The organism is Gemmatimonadaceae bacterium (assembly GCA_036273715.1).
GTDB lineage: Bacteria > Gemmatimonadota > Gemmatimonadetes > Gemmatimonadales > Gemmatimonadaceae > JADGGM01.
Window position 1 is genome coordinate 74,764 of the sequence record DASUHB010000034.1, and the last position, 20,065, is coordinate 94,828.

Here is a 20,065-nt window from a genome sequence, read left to right on the forward strand (position 1 = left end):
GGGACCGGCCGGGGGCGTTATCTTGATCGCCACCCCGGCTTTGCCCAGAGATCCCGATGGCTACTACTACCGTCACGCGCACGTACCTTGAGCTCACCGAGCCGGGGCAGTTGCGGGCCGCAGATACCGATCCACGGTTGCAGATCGTGCGCGTGGAATCGTGTCCGCCCTCCTTTTTCCGTTATCTCTACGCCGAAGTTGGGCGGAACCACTACTGGCGAGATCGGTTGGGCTGGACCGATGCGCAGATCGTCACGTATCTGGCGGCGCCGACCATCAGCTTGTGGGTGGCATGGCTGGGCGGCGCTCCGGCCGGATACTTCGAGCTGCGTCGCGCCGAGTCCGGCGACACCGAGATCGTCTACTTCGGGTTGATCCCGGAGCGGACGGGACAGGGCTGGGGGAAGCAGCTGCTCACCGGCGCGGTGCGACAGGCCTGGTCGGACGGCGCGCGCCGGGTGTGGCTGCACACCTGCACGCTGGACAGTCCGCACGCGCTGCCTAACTACCGGGCGCGTGGCTTCGTGCCGTTCCGCGAAGAGCGCTACGCGGCCGAGGTCGACGACCCGCCGCCAGAGCCTAACGCAAGGCGCGCCGGCTAACGGCGGCGCCGGCCGCGGCGATCGTGATGCCGGTTTCGCGGCACACCGCGGTATCGCTCCCGCCCATCGCCGGCGCGCTCTCCGGGCGACCACGGCAGCTCGAGCAGGTGCTGCAGCTCATCGAGGCTCGCGGCGCGAACCGCTCCGCGTTGTCCGCGGGTAACCACGAAGCGCACGGGCCGATCGAAGTCGGGCAGCTCCGACGCCGCCAGCGTGCGCGCCATTTTCTCGGGAAGCCGAAGCCGAACGACGCCGGTCCCGTCCTCCTCGACCTCGTACTCGACGGGCACCTCGTGTCCGCGAATCGTGGTCGACGACGGGAGGGCCATCCAGCGGGCGCGCTCCTCGGCCGACACGAAGGCCTCGGGATCGAGGCGCAGATCCGCGGCGCGAAACTCCTCCATCGAATGCACGCCGGCGAGCCTGGACTCGTAGAACGCGGTGAGCTCCTGCAGGCCTAACCGGGGAGTGATGCCGCCCGAGCGCCGATGGACCTCCCGCAGCTCGTCGATGGCGCTCCGGTTCTGCCGCACGGCGTGGTGGCGCGCCTCGCCGCGAGCCAGAGCGCCGGCCAGGACGTGCCTGGCCTGCGCGGCCAGCGCATCGGGAAACGTGTCCAGCGGCTCGCGCTCGCGCCCCAACTCGAAACCGTGGTACTGTGTACGCCGCGAGACGGCGAGCGCGGCGCGCTTGCGCTCGGGGTCGTACACCACTTCGGATTCGCCTAACGACGCGTACCGGCGAATGAGGTCGAGCGAGATCTGCGTGCCCTCAATAGCCGCGCGCGCGGTGCCCGAGCGATCCGCGAAGTAGCGAAGCGAGCCCGCCACCGCGCCCCAGCTGCCGCACACGCTGCCCTTCGAGACACGCGCCTCTTCGCCCTCGGCGGTCTGCTCGCCGATCACGAGATCGAACGGCATGATGCGCGCGACCAGATCGGCGAAGCGCCCGTACACCGCATCGGTGGCCGGCATCATGCGCGACGGCAGCGGCACTCCGATCGCGCGGTAGATGCTCGCCATGCCTAACGCTGCATCCTCGATGGCCTTGACCAGCGCCCCGCGCCGCTCGGCCCAGTCGTCGATCCCCTCGCTGAACAGATGCCGGGGGAGCCCGTACACTTCGCCCACGGAACCATGACGCCGGTACGCCTCGGCATACAGGTTGTACGCGGTGAGGTGATCGCTGCCCGGCACGATCACGCCCTCGAGATCGCGCTCGTCGCGCGTCATACGATGCAGCGACTCGATCGACGCGGCCACGGCGATGTAGGAAATCAAATCGTCGTCCGCGTGGACGAGCAGCTCCGCCCAGGGCCGCTCCACCGGCAGCGCCTCGACCGATTTGCCGTATGACGTGAGGCGTCCGTTCTCGATGATGCCGCGCCGCTCCAGCCGGGCGACCGCGGCGCGATACGCCGCTCGGTCTAACGGAACCGGCAGCTCGAGCTCGTCCGCGCGCACGCCCAGATCGGCGCACGTCAGCGCCACACGCTCCGAATCGCCGGCGAGCTGAAACTCCGGCGCCGTCGGCCGCAGCGACCGAAACTCGATGTCGCGGTCGCTGAGAATGAACACGCGCCCGCCTGCGACGCGTCCGTGCACGCGCCCCGCCATCTGCAGAATCTCGTTCGCACCCAGATGTACGCGCGTGAGCACGTTGCGCCCGTGTTCGATGAGATTCGCGAATCGCGTGTCGTCGATCACGACGGTGTCCAGCCCGCGCACGTTGAGCGCGCTCTGTCCGGCGGCAGTCATGGCGAGCACGTACGGCTTCCGCACCTCGCCATCCAGAAACGGCCGAATGACTCGGATCGGCTCTCCGCCGTGATAGAATGCGCTCTCGATGCGCGACGACCTCCGGTGCACCATGTCCGCGACATCCTCGACGGCAGCCCGCGTCGGCAGAAACACGCCCACACCGCGCCGCTCGCGCTGCACGCGGGTCAAGAACCGCTCGTCGAGAAACTCGAGTGGATGCCGGTTCATCACGACGACCTTCGCCGCCTTCTCGGGATCGAACGCCTGCACCTCGAGGACGGCTGCCGAGTCGAGATAGTTCGCGTAAAACGCCGGATCCACCGTCGCTGACAGCCAGATGCTGCGGCACCCCACCCGCTTGCCTAACGCAAGGCAGAGCTCGAGCTCCGCCGATGTCTGGTGGATTTCATCGACGATGAGCGTATCGCGCTCCAGAATGTCGCCGTCCTGAAACCAGCGCCGAGCGATGCCGGTAGTAACGATGACGACGTTCCAGGTGGGCGTTTCGGGCGTGGCCTCTCGCTCTCGATTCACCACGCCGACGCGCAAGGCCGTGCCCAAAATAGTCTCGGCCATCGTGCGGATCGCGAGCGTCTTTCCGGTGCCCGTCCCGGCGATGATGCCGAATCCCTTGCCCGCGCCCGCCAGGTCCCGGATTTCGGCGCCGTGCTCGCGCTCGAGCAGCGTCTCGAGATGCAGTCCGATCGCGATCTCGATCGTCTCGCACGCGGCACGTGTGGGAGCGATCACGATCACGCGGCCCGTCGCCGGCTCGGCCGCGACGAACGCATCGTGATCGGGCGGTAGGCCATGGTCCTGCGGCCGGCGGAATTGCGGTGAATCACTTGCCACGTGCGAAGCTTGTGGCAAGCGCGAAGCAGAGGGAAGCCGCGCCTAGTGAATCCGAATGTGCGACATCGGCGGACCGCTCGGCTTGTGCGGCTTCGGCACTTGCCGAGGCGGCATGCGCGGCGGCGGCCGCTGCACACGCGGACGCGGTTGATTCGTGTTCGGATCGACCGTGCGCGGCTCGCCCGCTTTTGGATCGTTCGGCTTGGGCTCGTTGCCCTGCGTCGCGTTAGGAGCCGGCTCGACCGGTTTCGGCGGCTGCTCCACGAGTCGCGGCGCCTGCACCTGACCGCGAGGCGGGCGCAGCTCCTCGCCAAAAATGACCCGCGCGTTGGACGGGCGCCGGCGAATCGCCGTCGCGCAATCCGTCGGCGCAGGCTGCCGCTCCGCGGGAACGCCGTCGATCCAGATGCGGCACATTCCCGGCGGCGGCCGGTGCGCGATCACGCTCTGGTCGCCGCTTTTCCCATGCTCCGCCGTCTGCGCGGCAAGCGGCACAGTCAGGGCGAGGAGGAGGGTCAGAGCGAAGCGGGTCATTGCATCTCCGAACATGCGGGTCTCACGGCCCCTCAGGCCTGCAGGGGCAATGCCATGATTCCCGCGATTCTAATCTAATGTAACGCTAAGCGACATAACAGCTTACGAATTGGCAGCAGCGGGGTCCGCGAGATGGTGTCCACATGTCCGGACATGTCCGTCCGACCGGCTGGACTGACCTTCGCCGCGACCGCGCCGGTTTCAGTCGCCGAACGAGACGCCCGTCGCCCGCGCCGTCATGACCACGTCGTGCATCGGGTCGACTCGTTTGGGCACGGCTAACGCCTCGGCGATGGGAATACAGACTATGTGCGGCGACTGCAACGCCACCATCTGCCCGAAGCATCCGGCCGCAATGGCGCGGACCGCTGCCCCACCGAAGCGCGTCGCGAGCAACCTGTCGTACCCGGTAGGCATGCCGCCGCGCTGCAGATGGCCAAGCACCAGCGACCGACATTCCTTGCCCGTTCGCGCCTGGATCTCACGCGCCAGCTTGTCGGCCATCCCGCCTAACCGAAGCTCCTCGCCCGGCAACGACGGGCCCAGCACCGAGACGGGGCCGCCGAGCGGCCGCGCACCCTCGGCAACGACGACGATCGAAAAGTAGCGACCGGCACGATCGCGCGATCGGATTTTGTCGCAAACTTTTTCGATGTCGTAGGGAATTTCCGGAATGAGAATCACATCGGCCGTGCCCGCCAGCCCGCTGTGCAGGGCGATGAACCCGGCGTCGCGCCCCATCACTTCCATCACGATCACGCGATCGTGACTCTCGGCAGTCGTGTGCAGCTTGTCGATCGCCTCGAGCGCCGTGTTCACGGCGGTGTCGAATCCGAAGGTCGTGATCGTCCCGCTCACGTCGTTGTCGATCGTCTTCGGGACGCCGACCACTTTCATTCCCCGCTCGAACAATCGTTGGGCGATGCGGAGCGAGCCGTCGCCGCCGATCGTGATCAACGCGTCGATGCCGAGGTTGCGCGCTCGTTCGACGAGCTCCGCCGAGCGGTCGAGCTCGCAGTAGGTGCCGTCGGCGGCGATGGCCGGATAGTGGAACGGGTCGCCGCGATTGGTCGTGCGCAGAATGGTGCCGCCCAGGTGGGCAATGCCGCGCACCGATTCGCGCGTCAGCGGCACCACTTCGTCTTCGCCTAACAGACCGGCGTAGCCCCGCTTGACGCCCAGGACTTCCCATCCGCGTCCGATCGCGGATAGCACCGCGGCGCGGATGACGGCGTTCAAGCCGGGCGCATCACCGCCGCCGGTCGAAATCGCGATGCGCATCCGACGCCGCGTCTAACGATCGCCGCGCGGTGCGCCCATCAGCCGGCACGCTCCGCTCGCGCGCGCTCGATCAAACCGAGCACCTCGCCTTCCTTGGCGTGACGCCCGAGCTTCGATTTTTCGAAGATCGGCCTCCCGTCGAGCGACACCTCGAACCGTCCTCCGCGCGACGGCTGCATCGCGATCGACGCATCCGGGTAGTGTGCCTTGAGCTCGGCCGCCAACCTGGTGGCCCTCGGCTCGTAGTTTCAAAGCGTACAGTATTCGATCGTAATCGTCATGCGTCCTCACAGGTAGCGCCATCGGCGCGTCCGCCGCGCCACTGCGAACCATACGCTTCCAACGCAGAGCAATGCCAGCGGCAGCCGTGCACCAAGCTCGCCGAGGGATCCGTCAAGACAGATCTCATAGAACGGCACGGACGGTACCGCTCCCGGCAGCCGCAATGATTCGGACCGCCCTCCACGAATTTGCTCACACAAAGCTGTCCCGCCACTGCTATCTCATGCGCGTCGACTTCCCGGAGGAAGGATGCGCTCAGGTCATAGTCTGTGGGAGCTGGTCGCCGCGCTTACCATCATGGCAACGTTGGCGGCCATGGGAGCGCCGGCTGCCATCCGGGCCCGCGACCGCGCGGCGGCGCGCGCCGCCGCTACCACCATGCGCGCCACACTGGCATCCGCTCGCGATGCAGCACTCTCGAGCGCAGCGGCTGCGCTCGTCGTCATCGACGCGTCGGTCGCCACGGTCTCGATAATCGTCAATCGAGACACCGTCCTCCGACATTCGCTCACCGGCGATCTGCGCGCTCGACTTTCCGCGAGTCGAGACAGCATTCGATTTGGGCCAACGGGTCGAGCCTTCGGCGCGTCGAATACCACGCTCGTCATTCGATCCGGGTTCGCGGCTGAAACGATTACGGTTTCGCGCGTTGGGAGAGTGCGATGACGCCTCAGGCCAACTCGATTGCTCTCCCGGCAAGCCTCGCAATCATCCCGATTCGAAACGTGACCTCGGCGGCCAAGGTCTCGGGGGTCGGGCGCGGCTCCAATGGAAAGTTCGCCCACGAAAACGGTACGCTCGAGCGAAGCGACGGTGGACGCTTCTCCACACGCCACGCGCCGCGCTCGTCGCGCTCGCCCAGTACGTGCTCGAACAACCGCGACCAGTTCTCGTTGCGCCGCAACAGCCCCAAACGCGCCAAAATTTCGAGCCAGAACAATGCGCCGGCCAAATCGCTTTCTACGGTGCTGCGATGCGGCAAGGGATCGCCTAACACCAGGTGCGACTCCGGAACGACACGTTTCCCAATCACACGAGCCGGCGTAGCGCGCGGAGCCGGCTGCGCAAGACACCCGTACACATGCTCCATGATGATATAGTTCTCGCTCCGGAACCTCGGCATGTGCGCGAGCATGATCAGAGCGTAAATCGACGGCGGCGACGCCTCCGGCGCCAACACATGCTGATTACCTGCGCGCACGAACGGCTTCTCGGCCAGCGGCGACCGCAGGTAGGCAGACACGCGGTCGACAATCCGCCTCGCCGCACCCCGAAGACGCGGATCTCCTTCGTATCCCGCTTGCGCAAGCGTCGCCGCTGCCGCCTCGCGCAAGATGCCTCGGCCGTGCCGCACGAGCTCCACGTCGCCGGCATTGGGCCCGCGCGGAGCGAGCTCGTACATCAAGCCGGCATCATCATCCTCGGCCAACAAGCGAAAGAGCGCACGCCTGGCTCGAATCAACGGAGGCGATTCGCGATCCCATCCGTATTCCAGCATCCGCCTAACGGCCGGCATCGTCCCGATGCCCTCGAAGTCACCGCCACGAACGCCGGGCATCGTCAGCATGGCGCCGTTCCACGTCCCGTCAACGCGCTGCGACAGAGCAAGCGACAGCGCGGGCTCATACGAGTACGGAAGCGAAGCCATAGAAACGGGCAGGCCGCTCAAGCGAGCGACCTCGATGCTGGCGCGATACTGTATGGGAGCTATCGCCGAACTGAATATCCAGGACAGCGGGAAGACTACCGGTTCTGCGGGAGATTGTGGGACAGGCGCTGGTACGCCCGGCATCGTCGGAACGGTCACAGCGCCCTCGCCATCGCGGTAAGTCGTTGGAGGACAACGCAATAACGGGCAACACCCAAGGCGCCCGGCCTCCGGGCCTAACGATATCAGGTTTTTGTCCGGGCGCCAGAGGGCTCGACGGCGGCAGCGGCGGACGTCATCTGTTCATAAGTCGTTGCTGGGCTTCACGGTGTCAAACCTGTGACCGTGTCGTAAGTGCCCGCCCTCTTAACGCCGAGCTCGCGAGTACGTCCACCATCGCGAATCACCATGAGCGTGCGTTTGCACGCGTTAGACCTGGACGGGAGGCAATATGTTGAGGCTACGACTAGCGGCGTTTGGCGCCGCGATGGCAGTCGCTCTTGCAGCAGCCACTACCTCAGCGCAGACGGCGAGTCCGCCGGCGCGGCAAGACATCCGTCACGACACGCGCGACATTCGTTCGGACCGTCGCGACATTCGCGCCGACACCAGAAACGTGCGCCACGATCGCCGCAGCTTACGAGCCGACGGTCACCGGTTGGTGCGCGATCGGCGAGCCATCCGTCACGATCGCCGGCAAGGAAATCGCGCCCGGCTGCATGCGGACCGCCGGCACTTCCGGCACGACGTCCGGCGAAGCCGGCACGACCACCGCGCGCTCCGACGGAATCGGCTTGACCGGCGTAGCAACGCACGTGACCTGAGAGCCGATAAACGCGATCGCCGGCGGGACGTGCGAGCTCGTCAGTGAGGCATTTTGCTGCGGCCGGCCTCGGGTCGGCCGCAGTCGCTCGCGCCAAGGGTTGTCGCCGCCGAGGAGATATGTCCCTGCCGGTACGAAGTTGGCTTGTGGACGGGTTCTCGAACGGTCATCTTGACGGCAAGACCCTCTCAGCGCCGGAGCATGATCGAGAGCCTGCTTACACGACCGGTTCACAAGGTATCCGACCGCGTCCGCTTTGACGGGCGAGTCTTGTTCCTTACCGAGTCTCCAGAGTTGGTCAAGCGCCAGCTAGCGGGCGAGGATCTGCCGTTCGATCCTCGCGCGCCGGCCGGAACGCCGCTGCACCCGAAGCTGCGCGACAACATCTCGACCGACGAGATCACACCAGCGTACATCTGCTACTACTTCGACGAGACGCTGGGAGACTTCCCGTACCTCGGCCTCAAGTGCGGCGACGAATTTCCCATCGTGCGCGGCTCGGTCCGCGCGGGGCACTTCGTCGCGTCCGTGTCCGGCAAGCGACGGGGCAAGGGCTCGTCGCGGGAGCAGTCGCCTTACGCAGAGCTGGTTGCGGGTATCAAGCTCGTCATCGCCGAGAACATCGAGCGCATCTATCGGGAGAACTGTCAGAACCTCGGTGTGTTCACGTCCACCGATTTCGGGTTGATCGAGCGCGTGCGCCGCGGCGAGGACATTCCCCTCTCCGAATTCACCAAGGACGAAGGCGGGATATCGCGGGGCATCATTGAATACGGCGGCCTGTTCAACTACAACCTCGCCAGGCTGCAAGGAAAGGTCGCCGTCCCCACGGTCACCACGCCGCGGCGCCCAATGACGATCGCCGAGAAGATCTTTGCGAAGCATTGGGTGGCGGACCCGTCGAGCGGGGCGATCGGGGTACCGGCGGTCAAGCCGGGAGATCAGGGGTTCGTCCGGACGGACATCCGCTTCAGCCACGAGTACGTGACGCCGATGGCCGCGATCTTCTTCGACCAGTTGGTCGGACCGGACGAACCGGTGAATGATCCGTCGTCGGTGTTCTTCTTCCGCGACCATCTCACGTTCCTGGACCAGGTCATGCGGCCGGAGCACGTGCAGATGGGGCTTCTCGACGTGGCCAACCAGCTCGAGAGCAAGCAGCGCGAATTTGCTGCCGCGAAGGGCATCAAGCTGTACGGCCAGCTCGACCATCGCCTGAACCTGCACGGCGCGCTCGCCGCGGCGGGCTCCGAGGCGATCTGCCACTCGAAGATTCTCGAGGCGCACGCCCAACCGGGTCAGGTGATCATCGGCTCGGACTCGCACACACCGCACGCGGGCGCCGTGGGCTGCATCGCGTTCGGCGTCGGCACGACGGCGATCTTCAATTCCTGGATCACGAACGACGTGCGGGTCGAGGTGCCGAAGTCCTTCAAGGTGGTCGTGCGCGGCCGCAAGCCGCCTAACATCACGGCCAAGGACTTCATGCTCGAGATTCTGCGCCATCCGTACATCAAGAGCGGCGAGGCAATCGGGCAGATCATCGAGTACGCGGGCGAGGCGGTCGAGGCGTTGTCGGTCGATGAGCGCGCGACCATGACGAACATGGCCGCTGAGGTCGGCGCCTTCACCGGCATCATCGCGCCCGACGAGCGCACGGTCGAATATCTGGTTGCCCAACGCGGCATGAGCGCCGAGTCGGCGCGCGCCTTGTGCGACGGTCTCAGGTCGGATCCGGATGCGTCCTACGTGAAGGTGATCGAGATCGACGCATCCACTCTGCGTCCCATGCTCGCGCTGCCCGGCGACCCGGGCAACGGCCTCTACGTGGACGAGCTGCCCGGTGAAGTTCGGATCGACATTGCCTACGCGGGCTCGTGCACGGCGGGCAAGAAGGAAGACATGGACATGTATGCCCGCGTGTTCGCGGAGGCGCTGGAGCGGGGCGAGCGTGTCGCGCAGCACGTCCGTTGCTTCATCCAGTGCGGGTCGCGCGAGGTGTTCGAGTACTGCCAGGAGCGCGGCTATGACCGAGTCTTCGCGGACGTCGGCGCAACGTTCGTCGAGCCCTCGTGCGGCGCGTGCATCAATGCGGGTCCCGGCGTGTCGCGCACGAAGGAGGAGGTCACGATCTCTGCCATCAACCGCAACTTCCCCGGTCGCTCCGGTCCGGGACAGTTGTATCTGGCGTCGCCGTACACGGTGGCCGCTTCGGCGATTGCGGGTCGCATCGTCGAATGGACGTCGGGACACGACGAGCGCGACGCCGCACGCACCGATGAATTGGTCCACGCCTGACGGGGTCGCGGCCGAACGCGTCGCGACCGTTGCCAGCGGTGTGTTCATGTCCGGCGTTCACCGAACGGCGCTGCACTCGTGATCGCGCATGCGGGGTGAGTTCGTCGACGTAGGGGGCGCGCGCATCTATTACTACGCCACGGGCACGCGGGGCGCGGGCGAGCCGGTCGTACTCATTCATGGCTTCCCGACCTCGTCGCATTTGTGGCGCGACGTGGCGCCGCTGATCCCCGAGGGCCACCGCGTGGTGGTGATCGACCTGCTCGGCTACGGCCGGAGCGATCCGCCTAACGGACGCGATCTGAGCATCAAGGGCCACGCCGAGCGCGTCATCGGACTGCTGGACGCGCTGCGCATCTCGTACGCGTCGATCGTCGGACACGACCTGGGTGGTGGGATCGCGCAGTACCTGGCCGTGCGGCATCCGACCCGCGTGGCCCGGCTGGCGCTCATCGACTCGGTGGCATTCGACGACTGGCCAACGCGGCAGCTCAAGCTCGCCCGCACCACGCTGCCGCTGACGCGCTTCCTGCCGGCAACGTGGATTCTATCGATGCTGCGTTCGGAGCTCGAACGGGGCTACGCGCACGAAGACAACGGCGCCCGGTCGATCGATATCTACGTTCGACCGTTCTGCCACCCATCGGGACGCGACGTGCTCGTGTCGCACCTCGAGGCGCTCGATGCCGAAGAAACGATCGCCTTGCAGCAGCGGCTCAAGGACATCGTCGCGCCGACGGCGATCGTGTCGGGCGCGCACGACCCATTTCTGCCGCCGGCGTTGGCGAAGCGCCTGCAGGCCACCATACCCGGCTCGTCGCTCGACATCATCTCGGACGTGCGGCACTTCACACCCGAAGAAGCCCCCGAGACGATCAGCACCATTCTCTCGGCCTGGTTGCAGCGTTAGGCGATCGATTCGCGCTCGGGGCGGCGATGGCCTCGACGCGCCAATCTAGATTTTGCGCACTTCGTCCGCTGCCTCGAGCACGTGGCCGATGTCCCGTGAGAGAGCGCGCGCTTCCACCGTCGCGCTGTTGACTTCTCCGATCGCCGACTGGACGCCGGAGGCGCGCAGCTTGAGCAGATCGAGCTTGAGGTTCCCGAGCGCGATCCCGACGCTCTCCAACTGCCCAACGAGCCGCTCGCGGCGCGACGTGAGCTGCAGCAGCGATGCGTGCTGCCGCTCGAGCAGCGACAGGCGGCGCTCGTGTTCGGTGGTCGCATCGGGCTCGCGCTTCACAGTGGCGATCCGCTGCTCGAGCTCGCCCATCGCCGACGGCGACAGATCGCGATCGAGGTGATGCAGCATCTGCGCGATCGATGCGGTGCGCTGCGCCAATCCATCCACGGTCGGTTCGACATCGGGAATGAGATCGCGATCGGCTTTGCCGAGCGATGCGATGATGGCGAGGATCGTGGCGCGATCGGCGGCCGCTCGACGGACGGCGTCACCGTGAGGTCCGGCGAGCACATCCGGAGGCGCGAGCCTGGCCGCATCGACTTCGGCTTGCGACGGGCCGGGCAGCGCCGGCGCGGCGACACCCGGCCCAACGGTGCGCACGGCATCCGGATCGGGCTTCTTGAAGATGCGCTTCCAGGTGATGCCCTCGGCCCACAGCGCGCTCCATTGTTTCATCACCGACGCGCCCATGGCTAACGCAACGAAGAGGAACCACGGAAACTCGGGCGACGTGAGCACGTTGATGCCGGCCAGCATGACGACGACGATCCCGGTGCTGGCCAGATTCCGCCGGAAGACCGTGATGCGCTCTTCGATCGGCCGCGACAAGAACCGTTCGGACCGGGACATCCGCCGCAGGTCGCGCGCCGACAGCGCCTGGGCGGCATAGTGCAGCGGTGGAACGACGGCCGACGCGCCTAACGGTTGCGGCGCGATGATCGGCGGCGGGCGCGTCGGCGCCGGATTCGCCGGCGCCGCATTCGCCGGCGCGACGCGCGTGTTGTCCGCGGGCGGCGGCCAGGCACCGGCCGGCGGCGCGATGCGCGGCGGCGCCGAGGCCGGCGTGTGCTGCCACGGCACGCGCGGCGCTTCGTCGCGCAGCAGCGCGTCGCGGAACGCCGTCGCGGTCGGCCACCGATCTTCGGGACGCTTCACCAGCGCGCGCGCGATCGCGCCCTCGAGCGGCGCCGGGATGTCGGGCCGCAGCGAGCGCAGCGGCCGGGGCGTCTCACTGATGTGCTTCATCATCATGGCCGGCGTGTTGCTGGCATGGAACGGCAGCACGCCGCTCAGCGCCTGATAGGCTACCACGCCCAACGAATAGATGTCGCTGCGGCCATCGACGTCCCGCTCGCCTAACGCTTGCTCGGGCGACATGTAGGCCGGCGTGCCGACGGCGATCCCGGTGACCGTGAGGCGCGAGTCGGCCTCCACCGCGCGCGCGATGCCGAAGTCGGTGACCATCGGCCGGCCGCCTTCGCGCTCGATCAGAATGTTGTCGGGCTTGACGTCGCGGTGCACGACGCCGTGCGCGTGCGCGTAGGCGAGCGCGCCCGCGACGTCGCCGAGGATCCGGCGCGCATCGGCGATCGAGAGCGGACCACGGGCAATGCGCGCGGCCAAACTCTCGCCGTCGACCAACCCCATCACGAAGAACACGATGCCATCGCGCTCGTCCACCGAAAAAATGGGCACGATGTTCGGATGGCTCAGCTGCGCGGCCGTCTGCGCCTCGCGCAGGAACCGGCGCTTCACGTCCTCGCGAAACGCCAGCTCGGGAGGGAGCACCTTGATGGCGACGGGGCGTTTGAGCCGCAGATCCATCGCGCGGTACACCACCGCCATCCCGCCGCGTCCAACTTCGGCGTTCACCTGATACGCATCGCCGACCGCCGCGGTCACGCGATCGCGCATGGGATCCGTCACACGCTACCGCGCTCCGCGCGCCGCGGCTCGCCGCGCTTCGTCGACTCCGCCAACGGCCGCGTCCACCTCGTCGGCCAGATTCCGCGCGCGCTCGGTGAGCAAGGTGATGTGCTGACTCACGCTGGCCACGCCGCCGGCGCGCAAGCGCAGCACGTCGACGCGCATGCCTTGCAGCGCGAGCGCGCAGCTCTCGAGCTTGGCCCAGGTGTCGGCGCGGCGCTTGATTGCGTCCGCGACCGCGCGACGGTCGCGTTTGAGGCGCGCCAGCCGCCGCACGCGGTCCTCGCTCGCGGCGTAGTCCAACGGGTTGGCCTGCGCTTCGAGCGTCGTGATCTCACGCTCGATCCGATCCGCATCATCGGGATGCGACGTGCGATCCAGGTCGACCAACGACAGCGCCAGCGACTGCACCCGATGGTACAGCCCTTCCGCGGCCGGCACGACGCCGTTGACCAGATTCTGGTCGGACGCAGGCAGCGACATGACTAACCGAAGAATCTCGCCGCGATCCACTTCCGCTCGGCGCACGGCGTCCGTGTACCGTCCGAAATCCGCCGACGGCGTTCCGCCCGGCGTGGTGGGCGACGGCAGCGCGGCACGCGCCGCTTGTTCGCGCAGGCGCAGCTCTTCGCGCTTTTTCTTGTCGAACACCGATTGCGCCTGCTCGACGGTCTCGGATGCCACATCGATCAGCCGGCGGTCGCGCGGCTGATGAAACACGTCGCGCCAGTCGTATCCCGCCGACCAGAGCCGGGAATACCGGGCCGCCATGATCATGCTCCAGATGACGGTGACGAAGAGGAGCCCGGAGCTCCAGAACACCGACGCGAGCACGATGACGAGGTTGACCGAGAAGTACTTGAGGAACTGCGACCGGAAGTGCGACACCTCGGGCGCCGACCAGCGCGCGATGTCGTCCGGCGTCGGCGCGCCGTGACGCGCTTGGTTAGGCACGAGGCCGGCGGGCGCCGGGTAGGGCGCGACCGGCAGCGGCGACGTCGCCGGCGGGCCCCACGTCGCCTGCGACATCGTCGGCGAGGATCCCCACGCGGTTTGGGGCGCGGTCGTCTGCGACGAGCGCGCCGGCATCTGGCTCGTGTCGCCCGACATCACGGCCTCGAACGCGGCGGCGCTCGGAAACCGGTTGGACGGCTCCTTCTCCAGCAGCGCCATGATGGCGGCCGAGAGGTCCGGGGGCACATCGGGACGCACCTGGTCGAGCGGCGCCGGCCGCTCCGAGATGTGCTTCATGAGCATCGCGGCCGTGCTCGATGCCTGGAACGGCAGCTGTCCGGCCAGCATCTGGTAACCCACGATGCCTAACGAATATAGATCGCTGCGGCCGTCGATCTCGCGGTCGCCGGCCGCCTGCTCGGGCGACATGTACGCCGGCGTGCCGATCGCGACGCCCGTCGCCGTCAGACGCGAGTCGGCGCCCTCCTGGATCGCGCGCGCGATCCCGAAGTCGGTCACCATCGCGCGACCGTCCTCGCCCAACAGAATGTTGTCGGGCTTGATGTCGCGATGGATCACGCCGCGCGCGTGAGCGTACGCGAGCGCGTCGGCAACCTCCCGCAAGATGCGCCGAGCTTCATCGACCGGCAGCGGTCCGCGCTCCACCAATCGCTTGGCCAGCGTGTCGCCATCGACACAGGCCATGACGAAGAACACGAGCCCCTCGCGTTCGTCGACGCTGTAAATCGGAACGATGTCGGGGTGGCTGAGCTGCGCCGCCGTCTCCGCTTCGCGCAGGAATCGCGACTTGATCTCGCCGCGAAAGCCGAGCTCCGGCGGCAGCACTTTGATTGCTACCATCCGTTTGAGCCGGCGGTCTTTTGCTCGATAGACGATGCCCATCCCGCCGCGGCCCAGCTCACGATCGAGCTCGTAGTTAGCCGCCAGCGCGCGCTCGACGAGCGCGTTCAGTTCGGCATCGGAGGAAGTCGCGGTCGGATCGAGCACTAAATGGGTCTGTAAGGGAATACAAGATGCTTAGTGTACCATGCCCGGCAGCGTCTGAAAAGACGACCCGGTCGTCGTGGCAGTTGCATTACGTCAAAGCGACGGGAAGAAGTTGCAAATCCTGCCCGCGAGGCGTACCTCATGCCGGTGCACGAGGCGCGGAACCTGTGCCTCGGCGCGTCGATTCACGCTGTTGGACAGTACTCCAAGAGATCATCCGACATGGCACAACGACAAACACTACCAGTTCTACCGCTTCGGGGAACGGTGATATTCCCGGGCCTCACGCAGCCGATCGCGGCTGGGCGGCCGGGCACTTTGCGCGCCATCGAAGCGGCGCTCAAGGCGGACCGCCTGGTGTTCGCGGTAGCGCAGCGTGACAATACCGACGAGCCGTCACCCGACATTCTCTATTCGATGGGTGTGATCGCCCGCATCGGGCAGGTGCAACGCGGATTGGGCGGCGTGCAACTGCTTCTGCAAGGCGAGCAGCGTGCAACGTCACTTCAATACACCACAACCGACAACTATCTCGCGGCGGTCGTCGTGCCGGTGGAGGAAATGAATCCACTGGACGAGCACGACCCGGCGTTCGAGGCGCTGCACAAGGAGGCGCGTGAGCGCGCGGCCGAGCTCGGCGAGAAGCGTGGGCTGCCCGAAGAAGTCGTGCACCAGGTGCTGGACTCGGTGACGGAGTCGGGCAAGTTCGCCGACCTCGTCGCGGGCTACATCGATTTATCGGTGCCCGAGAAGCAGGGTCTGCTCGAAACGTTGAGCGTCGAAGAGCGGTTGCGCCGCGTGCTCGTGCACGTGCAGCGGCAGATCGGCCTGCTCGAGGCGCAGGAAGAAATCAAATCGCAGGTGCAGGAGGAGTTGGGCCAGCGCCAGCGCGAGATGTATCTGCGCGAGCAGATGAAGGCGATTCAGAAAGAGCTGGGCGACGACGACCAGAGCCGCGAGATCGAGGAGCTGAGAGAAAAATTGTCGAAGCTCGAGCTGCCGAAGACGGCGCGGCAGGAAGTCGAGCGCGAGTTGGGCAGACTCGAGCGCTCGGGCCGGGAGTCGATGGAAGCGCAGGTGATTCGCACGTACCTCGAGTGGATCGCCGAGCTGCCGTGGAATACGCGGTCGGACGACAATCTGGACCTCAAGCACGCGGCCGAAGTGTTGGACGAAGATCACTACGGTCTTCCGGACGTGAAGGACCGCGTTCTGGAGTTCCTGGCGGTGCGCCAGTTGCGCGCGCAGGAGTTGGCTGCGGAGGTCGAGAAGACGGGCGAATTCCCCGCGGCGAAAATCCGTCCGCGGCGCGACGAGGCGACGCCGTCGCTCACGCCGACCGACGACGGCCGGACGATCACCGACAAGCGCGAGGCGAAGGCGCGCGCGATGGCGAAGGGTCCGATCCTGTTGTTCGTCGGCCCGCCGGGGGTGGGCAAGACCAGCATCGCGAAGTCGATCGCCCGTGCGTTAGGCAGAGAGTACGTGCGCGCCTCGTTGGGCGGCGCGCGCGACGAAGCGGACATCCGCGGCCATCGCCGGACCTACGTCGGCGCGATGCCCGGCCGCATCGTGCAAGGGATGAAGCAGGCGGGCACCAAGAACCCCGTGTTCCTGCTCGACGAGGTCGACAAGCTCGGGGTTTCGTTCCAGGGCGATCCGGCGAGCGCGCTGCTGGAGGTGCTGGATCCGGCGCAGAACGACACGTTCACCGATCACTATCTGAACGTGCCCTTCGACTTGAGCGAAGTGTTGTTCATCGCGACGGCCAACTTCATCCAGAACATTCCCGCGCCGTTGCTGGACCGCATGGAAGTGGTGGAGTTCTCGGGCTACACCGAGCGCGAGAAGGCCGAGATCGCGAAGAAGTATTTGATTCCGCGGCAGCTCGAGGAATCGGGGTTGGGCGGCAAGGGGGTCACGTTCGACGACGATGCGGTAATGCGGGTGGTGAGCAGCTACACGCGCGAGAGCGGCGTGCGGCAGTTGGAACGTCAGATCGGGGCGGTGGCGCGCAAGGTGGCGCGGCGGATCGCGTCGGGCGAGGAGGTGCCGCACGAGCTGACGCCGGGCGATGTGCGCGAGCTGCTGGGGCGGCCGAAGGTGCACCCGGAGCACGCGGCGGAGGAGAACGAGGTGGGTGTGGCCACCGGCATGTATTACACGCCGGCGGGCGGCGACATCATGTTCGTCGAGGCGGCCGTGCGGCGGTTGTACGGTGCGGCGTCGCCGGGCAGCATCACGGAAAGCGGTCCGTTAGGCACCGTGTCGCTCATTCTCACCGGCCAGTTGGGCGATGTGATGAAGGAGTCGGCGCGGGCGGCGCTCACGTATGCGGCCACGCATGCGCGGCGTCTCAAGATCGCCGAGGATGGGCTCGGCAGCATCGAGGCCCACATCCACGTGCCGGCGGGGGCGATCCCGAAGGATGGTCCATCGGCCGGTGTGACGATGGCGACGGCGCTCGTGTCGGCGTTGTCGGGCGTGCCGGTGCGCCGCGACGTGGCGATGACGGGAGAGATCACGCTGCGGGGCCGCGTTCTGCCGATCGGCGGCTTGAAGGAAAAGGTGCTCGGCGCACACCGTGCCGGCATCACGACCATCATTCTGCCCAAGGAGAACGAGGCCGATCTGGAAGACATCCCGGAGGAAGTGCGTCGGGTGCTGTCCTTCCACCCGGTGACCACGCTGGATGAAGTATTCGCGATCGCGCTGGCGCCTAACGGCGCCGGCGCGAACGCGCATCCGCCCGTGGAAGAAGAAGAGCCCGCGGGCGCGCGCTGACGCGCCGCCTTACTGGATGAGGCGCTTGGGCTCGGCCGGCGCGGCGCCGGCCGCGTCGTCGTGAACCGGCCGGGTGCCGGCCGGGGGCAGCACGCCCGGCACATCGACGTCCAAACCGCCCAGACTCCGCTTGAAGTCTCGAATGCCTTTGCCTAACGTCGCCCCCAGCTCGGGCAGACGGCGCGGGCCGAAGAACACGAGCACGATTCCCAGAATCAACAGCAGTTTATCGATGCCGATGTCGCCGAACACGTGACCTCCAGGCTACTGCTGGCCGATGGGTCCCCAGGCCCACAACGCCCAGGCCGCCGATGCCGGCGCGCCGGGCTGCGTCCCATCCATGAAGTATTCAGTGTAACGCTGGTCGGGGGGAGTGCTGTCCGTTGCCGGCGCTCCGCCTAAACGGTCGAGCTCGGCGGTCGCGATGCCTGCCGGCACGTCGTCCCAGGTGCCGGCCGGTTGATTCCCCTGATAGTAGTGCGCGATCATGTCGCCCCAGATCGGAGCGGCCAGGGTGCCACCGGCCGCGCCCGCCACGATCGGCTGCGGCGTGTCGAAGCCCAACCACACGCCGGCCACGACGTCGGGCGTCATGCCGACGAACCACACGTCGGTGTTGTCGTTGGTCGTGCCGGTTTTCCCCGCGACTGGAATGGCATCGGGCACCCATTTGCGCACCGACGTCGCGGTGCCGCGCGCGACCACGTCGCGCATCATGTCGCGCACGATGAAGGCGATGCGCGGATCGAGCGCGAAGCGCGGCGCCTGCGCGGGCGGCGCCCACACCTGGTGGCCGGCGCGGTCGTCGACGCGCACGATGTAGCGCGGCGCGACGACGGCGCCGAGGTTGTCGAACACGGTGTAGGCCGAGACGAGATCCACGGGCCGCACGGCGCTCGCACCGATCGCGCTCGAAGGATACGGCGCGATCGGCGTCTCGATGCCGAGCCGTTTGGCGAGCGCGATGACGCTGTCCATGCCGACGCGCATGCCCAGCTGCACGGCCACCGGATTGCGCGACTTCACGAGCGCTTCCCGCACCGTGATCGGCCCCAGGAACAGGCCGTCGGCGTTGCCCGGGCGATACGTCGTCCCGTTAGGCATCGGGATGGCGAGCGCCGTGTCCGAGATGAGTGCGTTGGGCGGAATGCTGTCGCGCAGCGCGCTCGCGTACACGATCGGCTTGAACGCCGACCCGGGTTGGCGCAGCGCGTTGACCGCGCGGTTGAACGGCGACGCGGCATAATCCCGGCCGCCGACCATGGCCAGCACGTCGCCCGTCTGCGGGTCGATGGCCACCACCATCCCCTCGAGAAAGTCCGTACTGCCCTTCGCGCGGTGCGCGAACGTCTCGTGGTGGTATCCCGGACGCGCCTCCACACGGGCGAGACCGGAATCGAGCGCCATCGTCGCATCGCGCTCGAGGTCGGGGTCGATGGTCGTCACGATCCGGTAGCCGCCGTTCATCACCGGCACCCCCGCCTGCTCCGCTTCCTCGCGCACGAGGTCGACGACGTACGGCGCCGCTGCCGGCATGCCGGCGTCGGGCGCAGTGACTAACGGTTGCTGCTCCGCCTGATCGGCCTCGGCGCGGGTGATGTAGCCCTGGTCCGCCATCAGCGAGAGTACGAGATTCCGCCGCTCGCGCGACCGGTCCGGATGCTTGATCGGATCGTACAGCGCCGGTCCTTTGGGAAGCGCGGCGAGCGTGGCGGCCTGTTCCAGCGTTAGGCGCGCGGCCTCGATGCCGAAGTAATGCCGCGCCGCCGCTTCGATGCCGTACCACCCGTGCCCGAAGTCGATGTCGTTGAGGTACGCTTCCAGGATCTGTTCTTTGCTGTAGTGCCGCTCCATCTCGCGCGCCGCCGCCTGTTCGCGCAGCTTGCGCGCGATGCTCCGGTCGCTGCGATTGATCACGTCGGGATGCATGTTGCCGACGAGCTGCTGCGTGATCGTGCTCGCGCCCCGCGCGTGCCCGCGCAGCGCGTCTTTGAGCGCGGCCGCGACGCCGACGACGTCCACGCCGTCGTGCTGGTAAAAGCGCTGGTCTTCGACGGAAATGAACGCCTCGCCGACGTATTTCGGCAGCGAGCGGATCGACACGCTCGTGCGAATCTCGCGGCCGATTTCACCGATGAGGGACGTGCCGTCGCGCGCGAACACCAGCGATGACTGCGCCGGCTGCACGATCTGCCAGGCATCCCCAGTGGTGCCGCCGCTCTGCGCGCGTGCTGCGACCGGCGGCGAGGCGAGCACAACCACTATCGCCGCGAGCATCACCCGCTTCGAGCGCGGGCGCGCGTGCACGGCCACTGCAACGTTCATATCGTTCACCAAAGCTCCAGCCAA

15 protein-coding genes are annotated in these 20,065 nt (G+C 67.1%); 5 read left to right on the plus strand and 10 right to left on the minus strand.

Annotation, left to right across the window (positions count from 1 at the left end):
- The first annotated feature begins 56 nt into the window (after window positions 1-56).
- A complete protein-coding gene (locus tag VFW04_08010; protein ID HEX5179256.1) occupies window positions 57-602 on the plus strand; it encodes a GNAT family N-acetyltransferase in 546 nt (181 codons plus the stop codon).
- Here VFW04_08010 and VFW04_08015 read toward each other — a convergent pair.
- The 4 genes from VFW04_08015 to VFW04_08030 form a co-directional block, all read right to left on the minus strand.
- Window positions 599-3,214 carry a DEAD/DEAH box helicase gene (locus VFW04_08015; GenBank protein HEX5179257.1) on the minus strand — a complete coding sequence of 872 codons (2,616 nt, stop codon included), beginning with the start codon at window positions 3,212-3,214 and terminating at the stop codon, window positions 599-601. The two genes, VFW04_08010 and VFW04_08015, sit on opposite strands and share 4 nt — an antisense overlap.
- Window positions 3,215-3,256: 42 nt before the next feature.
- A complete protein-coding gene (locus VFW04_08020; GenBank protein ID HEX5179258.1) occupies window positions 3,257-3,748 on the minus strand; it encodes a hypothetical protein in 492 nt (163 codons plus the stop codon).
- A 201-nt stretch (window positions 3,749-3,949) separates the two neighbouring features.
- Complete coding sequence (locus tag VFW04_08025; GenBank protein ID HEX5179259.1) at window positions 3,950-5,029, minus strand: ATP-dependent 6-phosphofructokinase; 1,080 nt, start codon at window positions 5,027-5,029, stop codon at window positions 3,950-3,952.
- 38 nt (window positions 5,030-5,067) lie between these two features.
- Window positions 5,068-5,310: a SelT/SelW/SelH family (seleno)protein gene (locus VFW04_08030; GenBank protein HEX5179260.1), complete on the minus strand. Its 243-nt coding sequence runs from the start codon at window positions 5,308-5,310 to the stop codon at window positions 5,068-5,070.
- A 250-nt stretch (window positions 5,311-5,560) separates the two neighbouring features.
- Here VFW04_08030 and VFW04_08035 point away from each other — a divergent pair, with 250 nt between their 5' ends.
- On the plus strand, window positions 5,561-5,977 hold the full coding sequence (locus VFW04_08035) for a GspH/FimT family pseudopilin (protein ID HEX5179261.1): 417 nt from the start codon (window positions 5,561-5,563) through the stop codon (window positions 5,975-5,977).
- A gap of 4 nt (window positions 5,978-5,981) precedes the next feature.
- Here the strand turns inward: VFW04_08035 and VFW04_08040 are convergent, their stop codons facing one another.
- Window positions 5,982-6,959 carry a hypothetical protein gene (locus VFW04_08040; GenBank protein ID HEX5179262.1) on the minus strand — a complete coding sequence of 326 codons (978 nt, stop codon included), beginning with the start codon at window positions 6,957-6,959 and terminating at the stop codon, window positions 5,982-5,984.
- 637 nt (window positions 6,960-7,596) lie between these two features.
- Window positions 7,597-7,725, minus strand: a complete 129-nt coding sequence (locus tag VFW04_08045) for a hypothetical protein (protein HEX5179263.1) — start codon at window positions 7,723-7,725, stop codon at window positions 7,597-7,599.
- A gap of 327 nt (window positions 7,726-8,052) precedes the next feature.
- Between VFW04_08045 and VFW04_08050 the strand changes: the two genes are divergently transcribed.
- Window positions 8,053-10,080, plus strand: coding sequence for an aconitase family protein (locus tag VFW04_08050; GenBank protein ID HEX5179264.1), 2,028 nt, complete (start codon window positions 8,053-8,055; stop codon window positions 10,078-10,080).
- Between the two features lie 88 nt (window positions 10,081-10,168).
- A complete protein-coding gene (locus VFW04_08055) occupies window positions 10,169-10,990 on the plus strand; it encodes an alpha/beta hydrolase (GenBank protein HEX5179265.1) in 822 nt (273 codons plus the stop codon).
- Between the two features lie 45 nt (window positions 10,991-11,035).
- Here VFW04_08055 and VFW04_08060 read toward each other — a convergent pair whose 3' ends face one another.
- Together VFW04_08060 and VFW04_08065 are read right to left on the minus strand one after the other, a co-directional pair.
- Window positions 11,036-12,970: a protein kinase gene (locus VFW04_08060; GenBank protein ID HEX5179266.1), complete on the minus strand. Its 1,935-nt coding sequence runs from the start codon at window positions 12,968-12,970 to the stop codon at window positions 11,036-11,038.
- Between the two features lie 3 nt (window positions 12,971-12,973).
- Window positions 12,974-14,932, minus strand: a complete 1,959-nt coding sequence (locus tag VFW04_08065; GenBank protein HEX5179267.1) for a protein kinase — start codon at window positions 14,930-14,932, stop codon at window positions 12,974-12,976.
- Window positions 14,933-15,154: 222 nt separating this feature from the next.
- On the opposite strand from VFW04_08065, the gene lon reads away from it, so the two are divergent.
- A complete protein-coding gene (gene lon / locus VFW04_08070) occupies window positions 15,155-17,716 on the plus strand; it encodes an endopeptidase La (GenBank protein HEX5179268.1) in 2,562 nt (853 codons plus the stop codon).
- Between the two features lie 9 nt (window positions 17,717-17,725).
- On the opposite strand, the gene VFW04_08075 is transcribed toward lon, so the two are convergent.
- A complete protein-coding gene (locus tag VFW04_08075; GenBank protein ID HEX5179269.1) occupies window positions 17,726-17,968 on the minus strand; it encodes a twin-arginine translocase TatA/TatE family subunit in 243 nt (80 codons plus the stop codon).
- 12 nt (window positions 17,969-17,980) lie between these two features.
- On the minus strand, window positions 17,981-20,041 hold the full coding sequence (locus VFW04_08080; GenBank protein ID HEX5179270.1) for a PBP1A family penicillin-binding protein: 2,061 nt from the start codon (window positions 20,039-20,041) through the stop codon (window positions 17,981-17,983).
- Window positions 20,042-20,065 lie beyond the last annotated feature (24 nt).

Excerpts from the sequence above, each read along its gene's own strand:
- VFW04_08010 (HEX5179256.1), top strand. The coding sequence starts at position 57 with ATGGCTACTACTACCGTCACGCGCACGTACCTTGAGCTCACCGAGCCG.
- VFW04_08020 (HEX5179258.1), bottom strand. The coding sequence starts at position 3,748 with ATGACCCGCTTCGCTCTGACCCTCCTCCTCGCCCTGACTGTGCCGCTT.
- VFW04_08025 (HEX5179259.1), bottom strand. The coding sequence starts at position 5,029 with ATGCGCATCGCGATTTCGACCGGCGGCGGTGATGCGCCCGGCTTGAAC.
- VFW04_08035 (HEX5179261.1), top strand. The coding sequence starts at position 5,561 with ATGCGCTCAGGTCATAGTCTGTGGGAGCTGGTCGCCGCGCTTACCATC.
- VFW04_08040 (HEX5179262.1), bottom strand. The coding sequence starts at position 6,959 with ATGGCTTCGCTTCCGTACTCGTATGAGCCCGCGCTGTCGCTTGCTCTG.
- VFW04_08055 (HEX5179265.1), top strand. The coding sequence starts at position 10,169 with ATGCGGGGTGAGTTCGTCGACGTAGGGGGCGCGCGCATCTATTACTAC.
- lon (HEX5179268.1), top strand. The coding sequence starts at position 15,155 with ATGGCACAACGACAAACACTACCAGTTCTACCGCTTCGGGGAACGGTG.
- VFW04_08080 (HEX5179270.1), bottom strand. The coding sequence starts at position 20,041 with ATGAACGTTGCAGTGGCCGTGCACGCGCGCCCGCGCTCGAAGCGGGTG.